Annotated in this window: 23 protein-coding genes; 17 read left to right on the top strand and 6 right to left on the bottom strand. The window is 50.5% G+C overall.

What is annotated here, in order from left to right; all coding sequences use genetic code 11:
• Positions 1-120: 120 nt before the first annotated feature.
• Positions 121-876, bottom strand: a complete 756-nt coding sequence (locus BUA83_RS08100) for a class I SAM-dependent methyltransferase (RefSeq protein ID WP_072935745.1) — start codon at positions 874-876, stop codon at positions 121-123.
• Between the two features lie 173 nt (positions 877-1,049).
• Between BUA83_RS08100 and nikB the strand changes: the two genes are divergently transcribed.
• From nikB to BUA83_RS08070, 6 genes are read left to right on the top strand one after another with little or no spacing between them, the layout of a single operon-like run.
• Complete coding sequence (gene nikB / locus BUA83_RS08095; protein WP_072935744.1) at positions 1,050-1,991, top strand: nickel ABC transporter permease; 942 nt, start codon at positions 1,050-1,052, stop codon at positions 1,989-1,991.
• Positions 1,991-2,791, top strand: a complete 801-nt coding sequence (locus BUA83_RS08090) for an ABC transporter permease (RefSeq protein WP_072935743.1) — start codon at positions 1,991-1,993, stop codon at positions 2,789-2,791. Before nikB ends, BUA83_RS08090 begins: the two co-directional genes overlap by 1 nt.
• 18 nt (positions 2,792-2,809) lie before the next feature.
• On the top strand, positions 2,810-4,363 hold the full coding sequence (locus BUA83_RS08085) for an ABC transporter substrate-binding protein (protein WP_072935742.1): 1,554 nt from the start codon (positions 2,810-2,812) through the stop codon (positions 4,361-4,363).
• Positions 4,360-5,157: an ABC transporter ATP-binding protein gene (locus tag BUA83_RS08080; RefSeq protein ID WP_072935741.1), complete on the top strand. Its 798-nt coding sequence runs from the start codon at positions 4,360-4,362 to the stop codon at positions 5,155-5,157. Before BUA83_RS08085 ends, BUA83_RS08080 begins: the two co-directional genes overlap by 4 nt.
• Positions 5,157-5,927, top strand: a complete 771-nt coding sequence (locus BUA83_RS08075) for an ABC transporter ATP-binding protein (RefSeq protein ID WP_072935740.1) — start codon at positions 5,157-5,159, stop codon at positions 5,925-5,927. Before BUA83_RS08080 ends, BUA83_RS08075 begins: the two co-directional genes overlap by 1 nt.
• A 29-nt stretch (positions 5,928-5,956) precedes the next feature.
• Positions 5,957-6,703, top strand: coding sequence for a class I SAM-dependent methyltransferase (locus BUA83_RS08070; RefSeq protein ID WP_072935739.1), 747 nt, complete (start codon positions 5,957-5,959; stop codon positions 6,701-6,703).
• Between the two features lie 46 nt (positions 6,704-6,749).
• On the opposite strand, the gene BUA83_RS08065 is transcribed toward BUA83_RS08070, so the two are convergent.
• Complete coding sequence (locus BUA83_RS08065) at positions 6,750-7,139, bottom strand: hypothetical protein (protein ID WP_072935738.1); 390 nt, start codon at positions 7,137-7,139, stop codon at positions 6,750-6,752.
• Positions 7,140-7,279: 140 nt separating this feature from the next.
• On the opposite strand from BUA83_RS08065, the gene BUA83_RS08060 reads away from it, so the two are divergent.
• From BUA83_RS08060 to BUA83_RS08035, 6 genes are all read left to right on the top strand, one after another.
• On the top strand, positions 7,280-7,444 hold the full coding sequence (locus BUA83_RS08060) for an aminoglycoside phosphotransferase (protein WP_072935737.1): 165 nt from the start codon (positions 7,280-7,282) through the stop codon (positions 7,442-7,444).
• Between the two features lie 124 nt (positions 7,445-7,568).
• On the top strand, positions 7,569-7,835 hold the full coding sequence (locus BUA83_RS08055) for a hypothetical protein (RefSeq protein ID WP_072935736.1): 267 nt from the start codon (positions 7,569-7,571) through the stop codon (positions 7,833-7,835).
• Between the two features lie 6 nt (positions 7,836-7,841).
• Positions 7,842-8,495 (top strand): hypothetical protein, encoded by a 654-nt coding sequence (locus BUA83_RS08050; protein ID WP_072935735.1) that lies wholly within the window; start codon positions 7,842-7,844, stop codon positions 8,493-8,495.
• A gap of 20 nt (positions 8,496-8,515) precedes the next feature.
• On the top strand, positions 8,516-9,160 hold the full coding sequence (locus BUA83_RS08045) for a D-sedoheptulose-7-phosphate isomerase (protein WP_072935734.1): 645 nt from the start codon (positions 8,516-8,518) through the stop codon (positions 9,158-9,160).
• A 152-nt stretch (positions 9,161-9,312) separates the two neighbouring features.
• Complete coding sequence (locus tag BUA83_RS08040; protein ID WP_072935733.1) at positions 9,313-9,969, top strand: class II aldolase/adducin family protein; 657 nt, start codon at positions 9,313-9,315, stop codon at positions 9,967-9,969.
• Between the two features lie 34 nt (positions 9,970-10,003).
• Complete coding sequence (locus tag BUA83_RS08035; protein WP_094756552.1) at positions 10,004-11,500, top strand: phosphohexomutase domain-containing protein; 1,497 nt, start codon at positions 10,004-10,006, stop codon at positions 11,498-11,500.
• Positions 11,501-11,732: 232 nt separating this feature from the next.
• Here the strand turns inward: BUA83_RS08035 and BUA83_RS08030 are convergent, their stop codons facing one another.
• From BUA83_RS08030 to BUA83_RS08015, 4 genes are all read right to left on the bottom strand, one after another.
• Positions 11,733-12,050 (bottom strand): type II toxin-antitoxin system RelE/ParE family toxin, encoded by a 318-nt coding sequence (locus BUA83_RS08030; RefSeq protein WP_072935732.1) that lies wholly within the window; start codon positions 12,048-12,050, stop codon positions 11,733-11,735.
• Positions 12,043-12,354, bottom strand: a complete 312-nt coding sequence (locus tag BUA83_RS08025) for a type II toxin-antitoxin system RelB/DinJ family antitoxin (protein ID WP_072935731.1) — start codon at positions 12,352-12,354, stop codon at positions 12,043-12,045. Before BUA83_RS08025 ends, BUA83_RS08030 begins: the two co-directional genes overlap by 8 nt.
• Before the next feature lie 112 nt (positions 12,355-12,466).
• On the bottom strand, positions 12,467-12,913 hold the full coding sequence (locus tag BUA83_RS08020) for a PaaI family thioesterase (protein ID WP_072935730.1): 447 nt from the start codon (positions 12,911-12,913) through the stop codon (positions 12,467-12,469).
• Positions 12,906-13,361, bottom strand: coding sequence for a PaaI family thioesterase (locus tag BUA83_RS08015; protein WP_072935729.1), 456 nt, complete (start codon positions 13,359-13,361; stop codon positions 12,906-12,908). The genes BUA83_RS08020 and BUA83_RS08015 overlap by 8 nt, the downstream gene beginning before the upstream one ends.
• Before the next feature lie 303 nt (positions 13,362-13,664).
• Here BUA83_RS08015 and BUA83_RS08010 point away from each other — a divergent pair, with 303 nt between their 5' ends.
• The 5 genes from BUA83_RS08010 to tnpA all read left to right on the top strand — a co-directional run.
• Positions 13,665-15,671 (top strand): methyl-accepting chemotaxis protein, encoded by a 2,007-nt coding sequence (locus BUA83_RS08010; RefSeq protein WP_072935728.1) that lies wholly within the window; start codon positions 13,665-13,667, stop codon positions 15,669-15,671.
• Between the two features lie 107 nt (positions 15,672-15,778).
• On the top strand, positions 15,779-16,453 hold the full coding sequence (locus tag BUA83_RS08005; RefSeq protein ID WP_072935727.1) for a uracil-DNA glycosylase: 675 nt from the start codon (positions 15,779-15,781) through the stop codon (positions 16,451-16,453).
• Positions 16,454-16,643: 190 nt separating this feature from the next.
• Positions 16,644-17,561: a M23 family metallopeptidase gene (locus BUA83_RS08000; protein WP_072935726.1), complete on the top strand. Its 918-nt coding sequence runs from the start codon at positions 16,644-16,646 to the stop codon at positions 17,559-17,561.
• A gap of 17 nt (positions 17,562-17,578) precedes the next feature.
• On the top strand, positions 17,579-17,968 hold the full coding sequence (locus tag BUA83_RS07995) for a bactofilin family protein (RefSeq protein ID WP_072935725.1): 390 nt from the start codon (positions 17,579-17,581) through the stop codon (positions 17,966-17,968).
• Positions 17,969-18,195: 227 nt separating this feature from the next.
• A partial coding sequence (gene tnpA, locus BUA83_RS07990; RefSeq protein WP_144340504.1) for an IS200/IS605 family transposase occupies positions 18,196-18,364 on the top strand: 169 nt, incomplete at its 3' end.

The following is an 18,364-nucleotide window of genomic DNA, read 5'->3' as shown; positions in this document are numbered from 1 at the left end:
AATATCCTTCAAACAAGCACTTAAAGTATAAATTTTTTGATGACTGTAGTCAATGGCAGTTAAAAAGAAATCTTTTGCAAGTTGCGAGAGTTTTTTAATTGCGAAAGTACCAATAACAGCTTATTTTACTGCGTAGATGGCAAAGAGGGGTATGCCGTCGTAGTGCATTTCAGGGTCGTTATAGACAATGGGGGATATATCTTCTTCATATTCCACCTGCATGCCGAGATTTTTCAGCACCTCGATATCCCACGCGGGGCGGCGGTGGGTGCTGATGCGCAGGGAGTTTTTGATGCGGTTGCAGGTGTCTACAAGCTCCTGACGGATATTGGCGTGGACGTTTTCCTTATCGTCGTGGCGCGTGAAGTCAGCCTTGCCGTAGTCACCGTCGAAGTTCATGAGAAGTCCGCCGGGCTTCAGGATTCTGTGCCACTCGTGGTAGGCTTCCATTGCATCGGGGAGAGTCCACGTGAGGTTGCGGCTGATGATGGCATCAAAGGTGTTGTCGTCAAAGTCCGTTTCCTGGGCGTTCATCTTTTGGAATTTCGCGCGGACGCCGAGAGCAACTGTGTTGAGCTTTGCCTGATGAAGCATGTCTGCGGACATGTCGATACCTGTCACGTCATGGCCCAGCTTTGCGAGAAGAATCGCGAAGAAGCCCGCGCCTGTGCCGATATCCAGTACCTTGAGGGTTCTGCCCGTCGGCAGATGTTCCGACAAAAGCTTCAGCCATGCGGCGCCGCCGGGACCTGACATTTCCTTTTTACGTGTTTCGCTGAAGGTCTTGCTGCGTTCGTTCCAGTAGCCTTCAATGTCGTTCAGTATGGCAGGGTCAAAGGTTTCCTGCTGCACTTTTGATAAATTATTTTTATTCATAAGAAAGCCTCATTTCATTTTATTAATTAATATTGTAGAGAAGTTCAGTAAAATTTTTAAGCCCCCCATAGGGATTTACTATCCGCATAGGGGGCTTAAAATTTTTTTATTGGATTTTATAATGAATTTGTGCTATAAATATAACAACTTCAATATACCTAGGGGGGTATAGTGTGAAAAAATATATAGTGAAGCGGCTGCTGCACCTGATTCCGATTCTTCTGGGTATCACGCTCCTGAGCTTCGGGCTTATGCGCCTGACGAATGATGACGCGGTGGATGTGTTTTATGATAAAAACGGCGCCGTATCCGAGGAGGTCAAGGCGGCAAGGCGCGCGGAACTGGGACTTGATAAGCCGTTCCTTGTTCAGTATGGAAGCTGGCTTGGCGGTATCGTGACAGGGGATATGGGGAAATCATATATCTCTGGAAGGCCTGTCTTGGAAAGTATTATGACGAAGCTGCCTGCCACTGTGGAGCTGATGCTGGTATCTATTCTTATGACACTTGTTTTTGCTCTGCCTCTCGGCATTATCTCGGCGGTGATGAAGGGAAGCGCTGTTGACAGGGTTATCCGTTTTTTGAGCTTCGTGGGAAACTCCATGCCGAATTTTTTCGTGGCGCTGCTTTTGATTTATTTTCTTGCGGTGAAGCTGCATCTTCTTCCTGTTATGGGAAGCTCCGCCGACTGGAGGAGTGTTCTCATGCCTGCGATGACTCTCGCCGTTTCCATGGGAGCGAAGTATACGCGTCAGATTCGCGCGGTTGTTCTTGAGGAGCTGGGGAAGGATTATGTTGCCGGGGCGCGGTCCCGCGGCGTATCCGAGGCCGTGATTCTTGTAAAGAGTGTACTGAAATCTTCCCTGGTAACGCTTGTAACGCTTCTTGCCCTTTCCGTCGGCTCGCTCCTTGGCGGTGCAGCCATAGTTGAAACAATTTTCATGTGGGACGGCGTTGGAAAGCTTGCGGTGGAAGCGATTCTGTCGCGTGATTATCCTCTGATACAGACCTATGTGGTGTGGATGGCGTTTATTTTTGTCATGGTAAATCTTTTGGCGGATATCCTCTACCATTTCCTTGACCCGCGGGTGCGGCTCGGAAGGGGGGATGGGTAATGGGAAGATATCGTGGGCTTTTCCCTTACGCTTTGGCGGCAGGACTCATAATTTTGCTGGCGGTCTTTGCGCCGTATCTGGCACCCATGGATCCCTATGCGCAGGATTTATCCCTGGCTCTTCGTCCGCCTGACAGCGTGAATCTTTTGGGCACGGACCGGTACGGACGCGATGTGCTGTCCCGTGTCATTGTAGGCTCGCAGATTACTATATGCTCCTCGCTGCTGCTTCTTGTCGCGACGACGGTTTTCGGCAGCGTTGTTGGTGCTCTCTGCGGTCTTCGCGGAGGACGGCTTGATACTATCGTCATGCGCCTTTCCGATGTGTTTCTTGCTTTTCCTGAAATGGTTTTTGCCATTGCGGCGGCAAGTGTCATAGGCGGAGGCATCGCAGGCGCTGCAATGGCGCTGATTCTCATAAGCTGGCCGAAATACGCGCGTCTTGCAAGAGGGCTCGTGCTTACCATTCGCTCCATGCCTTATCTTGAGGCGGCGCGGATGAGCGGCAGCAGCGACAGGGAGATTCTTTTCGACCATGTACTGGGGAATATCGCAGGGCCCATACTCGTGACGGCGGCGCTTAATCTCGGTACTATCATCATGGAGCTGGCAGGGCTTTCCTTCCTGGGCCTTGGCGCAATGCCTCCTGCGGCAGAGTGGGGCGCCATGATGTCGAACGGCAGGAGCATGATTCAGACGGCTCCGTGGGTTATCCTTGCTCCGGGCATGGCTATTTTCGTGTCCGTGGCGGTTTTCAATATGCTTGGCGACAAGCTTCGTGATGTGTTTGATCCAAAATAACATAAAGGAGAGAAGATTATGATGAATTCGAAGAAGGCTGCAGTCCTTGCAGCGCTGGCACTGGGTGGAGCTGTTCTCCTGGCAGGCTGCGGCGGCGGAGAGAAGCAGCAGGCGTCCAAGGAAAAGGTATTCACCTACGGCACGACAGCGTACAGCGCGTCCAACGAAAACGCGGGAACAAATCCGCATAATTCCTATGTGGGCTGGACGACCATACGCTACGGTATCGGTGAGACGCTGTTCCGCTTCAAGGATAACCTGGAGCTTGAGCCGTGGCTGGCAAAGGATTATCAGCAGATTGACGACAACACTGTGAAAATCAATCTGAAGGACAATATCACATTCTCCAACGGTAAGAAGGTCACAGGCGAGGCTGTCAAGGCATGCCTTGAGGCTCTTATAAAAAATCATGACCGTGCGCCGGGAGACCTGAAAATCGAATCCATCACCGCAGAGGGACAGTCGGTAACTATAAAGAGCAAGGAAAAGACTCCCGCGCTTTTGAATTACCTTTCTGACCCGTACGGCTGCATCATCGACGTGGAGGCCGGTGAAAAGGACCGTATCGTTGTGGGTACAGGCCCGTATGTGGCTGTCTCCGTTACGGATAACGAAATCGTGCTGAAGAAAAATGACAAATACTGGGGCGCGGTAAAACCGAAGCTGGATAAAATCGTTGTCAAGGGAATCCTGGACGGTGACACGCTTACCATGGCGCTGCAGAACGGCGAAATTGACGCGGCACAGGGACTTCCCTATGCAAGTCATGAGCTTTTCAACGACACGGCGAAATTCACAAAGAGTCAGGCGAACACCTCCCGTGTCTTTGAAATCGACTTCAATTTCAAGACTCCTGAGCTGCAGGATGTCAAGGTCCGCAAGGCAATCTCCATGGCAATCGACAAGGAAGGCTTTACGAAGGTGCTGCTGAAGGGCAACGGCGCTCCTGCAGTTGGTCCGTATCCAGACAGCATGACCTTCGGCGGAAAGGCTGTCACGGCATCTGCCTATGACCTGGAGGGGGCAAAGGCACTCCTGAAGGAAGCAGGCTATCAGGATACGGACGGTGACGGTTACGTGGACAAGAATGGCAAAAACCTTGAGCTGCGCTACCTTTCCTATCCGTCCCGTCAGGAGCTGCCGCTTCTCGCGGAGTCAGCACAGGCAAGCCTGAAGAAAATCGGCGTAAAGCTAAATGTCAACGTAACGGATAACTACAAGAGCTTCCGCAAAAACGGTGAGTACGACATGTTTGCAAACGCCTTCGTAACCGCGCCTACAGGAGACCCTGAATATTATCTCTCTACTCATTACCTTACGGGCGCGTCCTATAACTACGGCTTCTACAGCAACCCCACCATGGACGCTCTCGGACGTGAGCTGCACAACGCCTTCGGTGCCGAGGCAAGAGCGAAGCTGGCTATCCGCATGGAGCAGCTGGCCCTCGACGACTGCGCGTACATCTACGCCTCCCATCTTCGCATGAGTCTCATAATGAAAAAGGGAATAAAGGGCCTCACGGCACATCCTTCGGACTATTACGAAATCACATCGGAGCTTGATAAGGAATGACAGAAGCAGAAGGAAATCTTCTTGAGGTTGAAAATTTAAAAGTTTCCTATAGAAATAAGATGGCTGTGGATGGGATTTCCTTTTCCATGAAGCCCTCTGAGGTGCTTGCCATTGTCGGTGAATCCGGCAGCGGCAAGAGCACTGTCCTGAAGGCAGTTATCGGACTTTTGGGAAAGGAAGCCGAAGTATATGGAAGCATACGCCTCCGCGGAAGGGAGCTTTTGTCTCTTTCGGACAGGGAGAGGCGCGGGCTTAACGGACGCGGCATGGCTATGATATTCCAGAATGCCGGGGCGTCCTTCTGCCCGATACGCCGTATCGGAACGCAGATTACGGAGAGCATCCGTGCCCATGAGGACTGGAGCAGGGAGCAGATACGCGCCCGTGCCGAGGAGCTTATGGACGCAATAGGGCTTGAGCATTCGGTATGGGATGCCTATCCATTTTCTCTTTCGGGAGGCATGGGACAGCGTGCGGGAATCCTCTCTGCCATGATGCTTTCTCCTGAGCTTCTCCTTGCCGATGAGCCAACCTCTGCGCTTGATACCGTTACCCAGATGAAGGTGGTACGGGAGCTTTTGAAAATCAGGAAAAAAGAGCGCTCGGCGATTCTTCTCGTCACCCATCACATGGGAGTGGCGCGGGCCATGGCGGACAAGGTGCTGGTGATGAAAAAGGGACATGCCGTGGAGTACGGCACAGCGGAGCAGATTTTCCTTAATCCGCAGGAAGCCTACACCAGATGCCTTATTGACGCGGTACCCTGTGTCCCTAGAGGAAAGGCGGTGGGCTGATGGCACTTTTGGAGCTTCATGATATAGTAAAGAGCTTTCAAAAGGACGGAAAGCCTGTGCGCGTCCTTGATAATGTGACGGTTTCAGTAGAGGAAGGAAAATGCCTGGGCCTCGTAGGACAGAGCGGCTGCGGAAAGAGCACCCTTGCAAGGATTGCCTCGCGGCTCACGGAAGCTGACGGTGGAAAAATCCTTTTTGACGGCAGTGATATCACAGAGCTTAAGGGAAACGGACTGCGGCATGTCTACGACGGACTGCAGATGATTTTCCAGCAGCCCGAAAGCTCCTTTAATCCGCGGCGGCTTCTGGGCTGGAGCATATCCGAGCCGTTGAGAAGGCATGGCGTTTCTGAAGGTGACTGCCGCGAGCGCACGGCACAGCTTTTGAGAGAGGTAGGGCTTGACACTGACTACGCGGAGCGCTATCCCCATGAGGTCAGCGGCGGCGAATGTCAAAGAGCCGCAATCGCAAGAGCGCTTGCCCTCAATCCGAAGCTGCTGATATGCGATGAAATCACCAGCGCACTGGACGTCACCATACAGCGTGAAATCACGGCGCTGATAAGAAGCCTAATAGAAAAAGGCATGACCTGCATCTTCATCACCCATGACCTGGCACTTCTTAACGACGTGGCAGACTCTGTCGCTGTCATGGAAAAAGGAAAAATCGTGGAAGCAGGAAGTACAGTGGATATAACCTCACATCCTAAGTCCTCGGCGGCACGGGAGCTTCTGGAGGCAGCCCTTTTTGAAGAAGGCTTTGAGGGGTGAGGTTGAAAGACATAAAGGGAGAGCGGTTAATGGATATTGAAAAAATGGCGCGTTACTGGTCAGAGGACGCGGACAACTATGGAAAAATCATCGAGGACGAGCTTTCGAGCTTTCGCGTGAGCGCGTGGCAGGAGCTTTTGAAAAAGCAGATGCCGAAAAACGCCTGTGAGGTGCTTGATTTCGGCTGCGGCCCGGGATTTTTCAGCATCATTCTGGCTGATATGGGCTATAAGGTCACGGCCATTGACTGCTCAGAGGGAATGCTTTCCCGTGCGCGCAAAAACGCGGAAAGCGCGGGACTGTCGGACAAAATCACATTTAAGGTGATGGACGTATCGGACATGGATTTTTCTGACGACTCCTTTGATGCCGTGCTCAGTCGGAATGTCACATGGACGCTTTCAGACCCGCGGAAGGTGTACGCTGATGTGTACCGTGTGCTTCGTCCGCTGGGGCGTGTGCTGCTTTTTGATGCCAACTGGCAGCTGTGTCTTTATGATGAAGCGCTTGACCGGGAAAACAACCGCCGTCACAAGGAATGCATACGTATTTACGGAGCAGATTTCGAAAGTGATACACCGATAAGCGAGCCCTTTGATGCGCGGGAGCTTCCCCTGAGCGGAGTCAAGCGCCCCTATTGGGACGTGGAAGCTCTGCGTATGACAGGCTTTAGAAACGCCCACGCGGTGAAGGACCTCACCGCGACACTGTGGGACGAAAAAGAAAAGCTGCTGTACGGAGAAACACCCCTGTTCGGGGTGTTCGGCGACAAATGAAAAAAGCGCGATGCTCTGAGGGGCACCGCGCTTTTTTTACGCCTTTTCAGATATTAAAGAAGTTCATTGTACGCTTTGTCAGTGTGTATGCGTCCAAATCCTTGTTTTTCAGCAGATAATCCAGCGTATATACCGCGAAGAAGGATGAAATCGGCACGAAGCGGTTGATTTTGCGGAAATTTCCGTACATCAAAAGCTTATGATATATCATATCGAAATCCTTTTTCGTCGGATTGTACTTTGCCATGACCTTCTTGAGCTTTCTGTCCTTCAGGCAGAAGGCATACATTTCGTCGATGACCTTCGGGTTTTCCGTGTCATGCTCGTAGGTATCAATGAGACGGCGCACAGTGTTGAGCTTCGTGACCTGGCGGTACATCTCGCTGAGGAAAAGTCCCAAAAGACCAAGAAGAACGACGAGTAAAATATATTCCATGAAAAACACACTCCTGTAAAAATGCTACATTACTAAGTAAACCATAATTGAAGGTTTTTTTCAACCGCGCAAAAGGTTTTGCGGTATACAGGGTTGGAAAGTTCGGGAAATATTGTAAAATATATGCGGGGTGAAAATATATGGCAATGACCGCCGAACAGCGCGCGCGTCTGCAGGCGCAGGTGGACGCGCTGAAAAAAAGACTTGAAATAGACTCAAACGATTTGGATTACGAGACACATCTGCATACTATCCGTACTTTGCAGCGGATTTTAGACAAAGAAATACAACGCGCTGATGAATAGCCGGGGCTTTTTCCGTCATGCTGTGTCAGCTGCCTAATCCAAAAGGAAAAAAATAGTTTTTTTTCTGTATTTTTTCAGATTACTGTACGAAAATAGGAAAAATAAAAGTTTTGGAGGCAGACAAATGTCAGAGCGTATGACAATGCAGGAAGTGCTGAAGGAATACGGCGTTCCTGTAATAAAACTGGACATTCATGCCACCCGCACGGAATGTGAGGCGCTGAGACGCAAGCTGCGGGAGGCTTCGGGAAACGGAGAAAGATATCTCGATGTTTCCTGCAATTTTACGATAGATGTAGAGGACATCGATCGCTATCTCACGGGAGAGCTGGACACACTCAGCGAAATTTATGCTTTCCCTGAGGATATCAAGACAGACTCGGAGGAATGACCTTTAATGACCTTGAAAAAATTTAGTGCTTTTTTGTGTGCGGTATTTACCGCATTCGTATTGATTGGAACTGTTGAAACCGCAGCGGTAAATCCATCCGTTGCGTACGCGGCAAAGGGCGGCTCCTTCCGTTCGTCGCCGTCCCGTCCGTCGACCTCGAGACCGTCGTCGCCTAAACCATCTGCGCCGAAAAATTCAACGCAGAAGAATTCAACAACGAAGCCGGCACAGTCACCGGCAAAACCCCAGACCTCTACGAACAGAAATACTTCAGGCGGTTTCGGCGGAATACTCCGTGGCATAGGAATTTTTGCAGGCGGCATGATGCTTGGAAGCCTTCTCAGCAATCTGCTGGGCTTCGGAACAATGGGAGGCTTTTCCACTATTCTCGGAATCCTCTTTAACATCCTTCTCTACGGCGCCATTATCAGCGTTGCGATATGGGCGTTCCGCCGTCTTTTCGGGAGACGCGGAGCAAGCGAGACAAGTGATCCGTACCATGCAAACAGGGCGGATTTCTCCAATAACTATGACAGGTCCTACAGTTCCGGCACGGACTGGGGAGACGACGAAATCCCCGACATCCGTCCGCCGAAGCGTGACGCAGGCGGAGCCGACTATGACCCGAAGCGTACCGCGGACTGGTATCGCCGTCACTGATAGATAAGGGGAGCAGAGATATGAAGGAAACAACCAGGAACACAGTCGGAGAGCTTATAGAGAGGTATCCTGCTCTCGAAAGCTGCAGGGCAGATATGGATGCGGCAGTTGCGGCAATCGTGGAATGCTACAGGGCAGACGGGAAAATACTGACCTGCGGCAACGGCGGCAGCGCGGCGGATGCCGAGCATATCGTCGGAGAGCTCATGAAGGGCTTCCTAAAAAAACGTCCACTGGATGAAGAAATGCAGAAGGCGCTCCGTGAAGACTGTCCTGACGCGGAATACCTCATAAAGAACCTGCAGGGTACGCTTTCCGCGATTTCACTGGTAGACCAGGTGGCAATCAATACCGCCTTCGCAAACGACCAGGCCCCTGACCTCTGCATGGCACAGCAGGTGCTGGGCCTCGGGAAAAAAGGTGATGTGCTCATAGCAATCTCCACCTCAGGCAACTCGAAAAATGTTGTCTATGCCTGCGAGATGGCCAGGGCGAAGGGCATGAAAACCATCGCGCTGACGGGAGAATCCGGCGGAAAGCTGAAGGATTTCGCAGATATCTGCATCCGCGTTCCCTCAAATGAAACCTATAAAATACAGGAATATCATCTGCCTGTATACCACATGCTCTGCATCGCCGCAGAGGAAGAATTCTTCGAGAAATAACATACAAGGCATGAAACACACAAAGCACCCCGCTCAATTTGCGGGGTGTTTTTGGTTCTGTGGGGTTCGTGTGATATCCACCACACATATTCTTTTCTTTTGTCTATCGCACAGGTGTGATATTATATTTATATGAAAGGAAGTGTTCCGCATTGCTTGAAGGATTGAAAAAGGAAGTCGTGTGCACGGCAAGGGCGGCCGAGAATATGGGGCTTTGCCGGCATCGTTCGGGAAATTTCAGCATGAGGGACAAGGAGACAGGTCTTATCTGCATGACTCCTACAGGGGTGGACAGGCAGACTATGCGCCCTGATGATGTGGTGGTCATGGATATGGATGCCCGGGTTGTGGAGTCTCTTTCAGGGCTGAAGCCAACCAGTGAGGCGCTCATGCACATCGCGGCGTATGATGAGAGACCTGATATCACGGCCATCGTGCATACTCATTCCAAATTTGCGCTGGTTTTTGCGGTGCTTCGCCAGCCTATCCCCTGCATAATGGCGGAGATGGGGCATCTCGGCCTTACTGACGGGGTGATTCCCGTCGCTGAGTACGGACGGCAGGGTTCTGAGGCACTGGCTGAGGCAGTGCGGGCGCCGCTTCGCCGTGCGGATGCGCTTTTGATGGCGGCACACGGGGTCCTGACGGTGGACAGGGAGTCTCTTGACGAGGCACTTTTGAAGGCCGCGTACGTGGAGGAAGCAGCGGAGGTTTATCTCAATGCGAAGCTTTTGAACGGAGGCAAGGAGCCGCTGTGTATTCCTGTATCGGATCTTGATCTGCAGTATCCGAAGCAGGTTAAGGGATAATTTTCTCAGATAGTTTGAATAAGGAGAGAATTGAATGGTTGATGAAAAAATGTTGTTAAAGCTTCAAAACGGAAGCGATGTCCGTGGCGTGGCCATGGAGGGTGTAGAGGGAGAAAATGTAAATCTTACGCCTGATGTGGTAAACCGCATTGCAGGTTCTTTTGTGCAGTGGCTTGAGAAACGCACGGGAAAGCCTGCCCGTGAGCTTACTGTTGCTGTTGGAAATGATTCCCGCATTACGGCTGATTCTCTCCGTTATGAGGCGCTGCAGGCAATCGCTGCCACAGGGGCACGCGCTCTTGACTGCGGTCTTGCGTCCACGCCTGCCATGTTCATGTCCATAATATTCGAGGAAACGCAGGCTGACGGCTCCATCATGCTGACGGCAAGCCATCTTCCCTTTAACCGCAACGGAATGAAGTTTTTCACGAAGGATGGCGGTCTTGAGAAGGCGGACATCAAGGAGCTTTTGACGAGTGCGGTAACTATTCTTCCCCAGTCTACTGACCGTGGAGCGCATCCCTGCGCGCTTATTACACGCTACGCAAGATTCCTCAGGGATAAAATCCGCGACGGCATAGGTGAAGATTCCCAGCCCCTCAAGGGTATGCATATTATTGTGGATGCCGGAAACGGCGCAGGCGGATTTTTCGCTACAGAGGTGCTTGAGCCTCTGGGAGCGGATATTTCGGGCAGCCAGTTCCTTGAGCCGGACGGACATTTCCCGAACCACATCCCGAATCCTGAGAACAAAGAGGCTATGGAGGCTATACAGTCTGCGGTTCGCAAAAACAGGGCTGACTTGGGACTTATCTTTGATACTGACGTTGACCGCATGAGCGCGGTGCTTTCCGACGGACGGGAAATCTGCCGTAACGCTCTTATCGCCATGATGGCGGCAATCCTTGCGCCGGATTATCCGGGCAGCACTATTGTCACCGACTCCGTGACTTCCGACGAGCTTACGGTGTTCCTGGAAAAGGAGCTGGGTCTTAAGCATCACCGCTTCCAGCGCGGATATAAGAATGTAATCAACGAGAGCATCCGTCTTGATAAGGAAGGGGTTGTTTCTCCTCTCGCTATCGAGACCTCGGGACACGGGGCCCTGAGCGAAAACTATTATCTCGATGACGGGGCGTTCCTGGCTGTTAAACTTCTGATTGCGGCTGCAAAGCTTCATAATGAAGGAAAGGATTTGGGCTCTCTTGTTGCGACACTCAGGGAGCCTGCCGAGAGCAAGGAAATCCGCCTGCCTGTCACGGCAGAGGACGCACACGCGGCAGGAGACGTGGTTCTTGTGGAGCTTGAAAAGCGCGCAAAGGCCGCAGGAATCGGCATCGCATCACCGTCCTATGAGGGTGTACGCCTGATATTCCCACAGGGCTGGGCACTTCTCCGTATGTCGCTCCACGATCCCCTTATGCCGATGAACGTGGAAGGCCGTGAAAAGGGAAGCGTTGCGGAAATCATAAAAAAGATGGCCGAGCTGCTGGACGGACTCGAAGGATTGGATATATCTAAATTGAAATAAAGGGCTGTGAAAAATGCTCTTTCTTGGCCTTCCCCTTTAGGGGTGTCAATATGCCTGTGGCATATTGGCTGGGACCGCGTCAGCGGTGGAGGAGGTACACAAAGGCTTGCCACTATCAACATAGTGGGCACTTTGGGGAGCACCTCATCCGACTGCTTCGCAGCCACCTTCTCCTAAAGGAGAAGGCTTTTTTGCATTTTTTCACAACCCTTTTATGCCTTTTGAATTTGCTTCAGATGTTTTCGAGTTTCGCTGCAATGTTAGATGGAGAATATGCAACTCGGAGAACATTCACAGTCTTGTCACTGATGACGAATATTATTGAAAAATTGTCTACAAACAACTGTCGAAATTGTATGGTCGGACGCTTCGGATCATGCATTACCTTAATTCTTTCAGGAAACTGCGAAAGGGTTTCGATGGCATCGGCAATACGATTGAACTGTTCCATTGCGGTTTGCGGCATGCCTATGGACGTTGCTATGTAATCGTATATATCGGACATGTCTTTTGCGGCTTGTTCGGATAAGTTTACCTCATATTCAGTCATTTGCGTGTGTGCTCCTGAAATCTGCGAAGAATTTTTTTGCTTTAACAACCTTGCCTTTGTCGATATCATCTAATCCCTTGTCAATGAAGGAGCGGATTTCTTCTGCGGACATGAGGTCAGTATTGAGTGAATTTGGTCCTTTTGGAAGCTTCAGGTCAAAAGGAATTCCTCCATGCAACGCTATTTGTTTCAAATAAATTGTAATTGCAGCGGACATGGAGAGTCCAAGAGAGGACAGGACGGCCTCTGCGTTTCTTTTGACATCACTATTAAGTCGAAGATTTAGTGTTGCGGTCTTTTCCATGATGGTACATCCTTTCACGACTATTATGTATGTAAATTGTAACGCAGATGTAACGAATAATCAAATAAATAAAAGCTCTGTGCCCGGATATTATGGGAGCAGAGCTTTTTGATTACCATTTTTTCGGTACGCGGTCGTCGTCGGCTTTGACGTACATTGACGCGATGGAGTGTGTCAGGGGACGCTTTGTGCCGTCGGGCATTTTTTCGAATATGTCGCAGGTGAGCACTATAGTGGAGTGGCCCCGGTGCTTCACCCGGGATTCAGCCCATGCGGTATGTCCCGCCTGAAGGTTGGATATGAAATCCGTTGTGATGTTCAGGGTGACTGTCCGCGCGCCTACTGTGCAGCAGGCGACTCCCACGGCGGTGTTCGCCAGGGTGTTCAGGGCGCCGCCGTGAACATAGCCTGTGAGATTCGTATGGATGTCGCTTTTTATATCCATGTGCAGATGCGAAACGCCGCATTCCACATCATCGATTATGATGCCGCAGTGCTTCACGAATTCGTTCGTGCTGAAAATGTCCTGTATTATGCTGAGGCAGGTTTCTTTATCCAATGCTGCTGCTCCCTTCATCCCAGATGTTGGTGAAATTCTCGTCCGTGCGCATGACAAACATTGTGGCAGTTCCTTCGCAGAGGAGCGCGCCGCTGTCGGAGACGGCATCAAATTTCATCACCAGTGTGTGGCTTCCGCTGTGGAGCACATGCACCTCCGCGTGAGCGGTATCGCCTTCCTTTATATTTTTTATGTAGCTGAGGGAGATATTCTGCGTGACTACATCCTTCCCCAGGGTGCGTCCCGCGACTCCGCAGAGATTGTCCACCAGGGTTTCGAGAGCGCCTCCGTGGAGATAGCCTGCCATGTTCACAAGCTCAGGGCGGACGACCATGTGGCTCTTTGCTATGCCGGGGCCCGCATCGTCAATAAAGATATCCAGCAGTCTCACGAAGGGATTCGTGTGATAAAGGGCACGGAGGTTTTCGATGATGGTTTCCTTTTCCAAGGAGTTCAGTCCTTTCCGAAAGTAATTGTCAGAATAATTATAATGCCTTCAATTGAAGTTTGCCATAGGCAAAGTTTCCGCGGAGGTATTTTCACTGACGGACCAGCACCTTATTCGATGAAATATTAAGCATATTTCTACGAATTAAAAAAACGCTGCCTTGATTATATGAAGATTGGATATGGCTTAATTCAATGTCAGGCAATTTAAATTACAATTAACAATAAGATACGAATATTGAATGGTATAACGATATATTATAGAATTTAGTTATGGAAATCTTGTTGTTGTCAGGAGGGGAATATGATGTTTTCATCAATAAGGACAAAATTTTTGGTAGTGCTTCTTCCGTTGTTTTTGATATGCTTTATTGCTTTATCGGGTATTAGCTACTACGTATCAAACAACGCTCTCGTGAGCAATGCTGACGAGTATGCGCGTGCGGTTGCCGGTCAGGCAGCAAAGGAGCTTGAAAAAATCGTTCAGGAAAAGGAAATACGCCTGAATGATCTTTCCTATCATCCTGTAATCCGTAACGGTACACGGGAACAGCGTGTGGCAACGCTTGCCGAAACCCGGGAGCACGAGAAGGGACTGGCTCTCGTCGGGTATCAGCCGGCAACCGGGCCTGCCATCACCGATAAGAATCTTGAGATAGATCGTTCCTCAAGTAAATCCTTCCAGAAAGTAATGTCAACCGGCAAGCCTGTTATGGGAGGCCCCAGTGTTTCACGTTCGACTGGAAAACTCATATCTGTTATCTCGTATCCGATTCTTGAAAACGGCCGTACAACGGGAATTGTTTACGGCACCATTGAGCTTGAGGCTCTTTCGGATATAGTCGGAGAGTTCAAGTTCATGGACACAGGCTATGTCTACGTGATAGATGAAAGCGGTATCTGCATCGGATATAAGCAGCTTCCTGAGGCCGTAGGAAAACTGGATCTCACCAAGTCTGATAAGGAGCAGCCTCTTGATCAGCGTCTTGTTGATGGATTCAAGGAGGTACTGGAGACTGATAAGGTTGTTTCCACTTATTATACGACACGCAAGGGCGTGCATAACAAAGCAGTTTTGACACCTGTGCATCATGCAGGCCGCAGATGGGTGGCTATCGCATGCGCACCGGTAAGCGAGGTTGAGGCGGCATCCACCATGCTTCTGAAGGCTATGCTGGGTATTTCAATTATTACGATTCTTATCGCTGTAGGAGTTATCTTCATGTTCGCGAAGAGAGTCTCCGACCCGATCAAGGCACTCCTTGAGGAATGTCGTATCATCAATGGCGGAGACCTGCGTCAGGACCGTGTTGTTGTTGACTCCAATGATGAAATCGGTGCTCTCGCAGAAGGCTTCAACGAAATGCGCCGTACAATGCGCAAGCTTTTGAAGGGCATTCACGAGAAATCCGAGAGCGTTGCTTCCTCCAGTGAGGAGCTGACAGCAGCGGCTCATCAGTCCGCTGAGGCGGCTAACCAGGTTGCAGGCTCCATTACGGAGATTGCTGCAGGTGTTACTGAGCAGTCCCATGATGCGGAGAATGCCAACAAGGTATCAGCTTCCATGGCTGAGGCTGCAGAGGGTATTGCAGACCGCACGGATTCCCTTGCGCGTGACACGCATTCTGCTGTTGAGCAGGTTGCAGGCGGACGTGCTTCTATCCAGCAGGTTGTCCAGCATATGGATACTATTAATGAAGCAACCGCTACGGTTCAGAAATCCATCGAGGAGCTGGCAAAGGGCTCTGAGGAAATCCGTTCCATCGTCGAGCTCATCACAAGCATTGCAGAGCAGACGAATCTTCTTGCGCTCAACGCTGCCATCGAGGCTGCCCGCGCAGGTGAGCATGGCCGCGGCTTTGCGGTTGTTGCTGACGAAGTCAGAAAGCTGGCTGAGGAATCCGGTAAATCCTCCAAACAGATTGCGGACCTCGTTGCCCAGAATAATATTGATATGCAGAAGGCTGTCGAGGCCGGCAAAGCAGGTACAGACAGCGTTAAGAACGGCCGTGAGGCAGTTGCGTCCGCAGATGAGGTATTCGCTAACATCAGCGGAGCCATCACGACTCTTGCAGACGGCGTAAGTGAAGTATCCACAAGCGTCCGTGAAATGGCAGGACAGACTGAGGATATGCGTAAATCCATGATTTCCATCAAGGATATCAGCACGAAGAACTCTGACGAAGCGCAGACGGTTTCCGCTGCGACAGAGGAGCAGTCCGCTTCCATGCAGGAGGTTGCTTCCGCAAGCCGCAGCCTTGCATCGCTGGCTGACGAGCTTAAATCAGCTGTTGATAAGTTCAAAGTTTAATACAGATAACTCAAAAACATCCGTGCCCGAGTGGTACGGATGTTTTTTGCACAAATATTGATTGAAGGTGGTATCATATAGGTAAACTCTATGCGGGAGATGGAAAAATGGAAATTTTTCATAACGACTGGAAAACACCGCTGGCACCTGAGCTTGAGCAGCAGTACTACCGGGAGCTCAGGAAATTTTTGATAACTGAGTACCGCACGCGGCAGATTTTCCCTGATATGTATGATATTTTCAACGCGCTTCACTACACGAGTCTTGCGGATACCAAGGTGGTTATTCTGGGGCAGGACCCGTACCACGAGCCGGGGCAGGCACACGGTCTGAGCTTTTCGGTGAAGCCGGGGGTACAGCCTCCGCCGTCCCTTATAAATATTTTCAAGGAGCTTTCCACTGACCTTGGCTGCACCATCCCCAACAACGGATGCCTGAAGCCGTGGGCTGACCAGGGAGTTCTTCTTTTGAACACGGTGCTGACAGTGCGGGCTCATCAGGCAAACTCGCACAAGGGAAAAGGCTGGGAGATATTCACCGACAGAATCATTTCCATTCTGAACGAACGTGAAAAGCCCATGGCGTTCATACTTTGGGGACGTCCTGCCCGCATGAAGAAGGCGATGATAACAAATCCGAACCATTTTGTTGTTGAGTCGCCGCACCCAAGTCCGCTGTCCGCTTATGCAGGCTTTTTCGGAAGCAGACCTTTTTCACAGGTGAATGATTTTCTGAAGCGGACGGGGCAGACACCTATTGACTGGCAGCTCCCGAATATTTGAGACTTAGGAAAAATTAACCTATAAAACGGAAATATAGGACTTTAGGGTGGAGAATACGGGAATAAAGAAGCGTGACGAGAAGCATGCAATATGATATAATTAATTCTGCACCGCTGTGTGCTTTTGAGTATAATATAGAGGAAATGCCGTGAGTATTTCCCGTTGTTAGTGTAAGTTTGGAGGATTTTTCTTGGCAAGGCAGATTGAACCGGAGGATCGCCGGGAATATACGATCAAGATTATTCCCCATCAGGGGGAAACGGTACACAGTATAAGAGTACCGCGCCGTCTGTTTAAATACGGACTTGCATCTCTGGCAGCAGGTGCGCTGCTTTTCGTAGGTGCTGCAAGCTTCGCTACCTACAGTGCTTTTTCCAAGGCAAGTGACAAGAGTGAAATCAGTGAGCTCCAGCAGGTAAATACTATGCAGCAGGAGCAGCTTTCGCAGCTTTCGAAAAAAGCAAATACCCTTCAGGACCAGATGGACCAGATTCATCAGATTGAAAAAGAGCTTCAGCAGATTTCGGGAGCCATTCCTGATGTCGAGGCGGCAGAACCGGCTCATGACGGTCAGGGCGGCCCGTGGGTAAAGCCTGATGTAAAAAATGTGCGTATGGCACTGGATAATATTGAGCAGCGTCTGGAAAAGAGCCGTGCGAATCTCGAGGCTATCCGTTCCGCGCTGGCAGAGCAGCAGCAGATTGCGGCGCTCCATGAACGCCTGAACGCGTCGACGCCTACAATCTGGCCGTCGTCCGGAGATGTAAGCTCACCATTCGGTATGCGCTGGGGCGGCAGTGATTTCCACCCAGGCATTGATATTGCCAACGACTACGGCACGCCGATTTATGCGGCGGCAGACGGTGTCGTTACTGAAGCAGGCTGGAACTCCGGCGGCTACGGCAACATGGTCGATATTGACCACGGCAACGGCATCTGGACACGCTACGGTCACGCCCAGGAGGTCGTTGTGTCGGCAGGCCAGACTGTTAAAAAAGGCCAGGTCATAGCCTATATGGGAAGCACAGGCTTCAGCACAGGCCCGCATGTTCATTATGAGGTCCATGTTAACGGCGAGATTGTGAATCCTGCGAACTATTTGTTCTAAGAAAGAGGTTATAAACCATGTTTGAGAGCATGAAAAGACGCGTGGACAATCCTAGAGATGACATCGAAACGATAATCGGAAGAAATACCGCAATCAACGGACAGATTTCCGGCAGCGGAAACATACGTGTTGACGGTCGTGTGGACGGCGGAATCGCTGTTGAGGGCGATGCTGTTATCGGCGAGTCCGGCATTGTGAATGGAGATATTAAGGCAGCCAGTCTCATGGTAGCAGGAAGTGTCACCGGCAATGCGGATGTTGACGGCAACCTCAGCATCCAGGAGACGGGCCAGCTTATAGGCGATGTAAAGGTCAGAAGCCTGAACATTTCCGACGGCGGTATCTTCAAGGGCCGCAGCGAAATGGCAGTGCGCAGCGGTTCATACGAACCGGACCCGATCGGATAAATTGAAGCTTATTCAGGGCTTTACAGGTGCCTGATATCGGATAAAGGCGTAAAAACGAAATCGGACAGGAGAAATCCTGCCCGATTTTTTTATTGGTAGCCGAATAGGCGATATTAAACCACCAGCTATGCTGGTGGTAAGTAAAAATTTCTTTTAGTAAAAAACCTCCTATGCTACAATCTGCGTGGTCTGGCAACCGCGGAGAAAAAGTATAGGAGGTTTTGTCGATGAACGACGTGAAAAGTTTATCACATAGCAAATGGCGTTGCAAATATCATATTGTTTTTGCACCAAAGTATCGTAGACAGGCAATTTATCGCCAGTTAAAACAAGATGTAGGAAAAATCTTGAGAGATTTGTGTGAACGCAAAAAGGTTAAAATTATTGAGGCAGAAT

It is taken from the genome of Schwartzia succinivorans DSM 10502, from assembly GCF_900129225.1.
GTDB lineage: Bacteria > Bacillota > Negativicutes > Selenomonadales > Selenomonadaceae > Schwartzia > Schwartzia succinivorans.
This window is presented reverse-complemented; position numbering and strand designations above follow the sequence as displayed.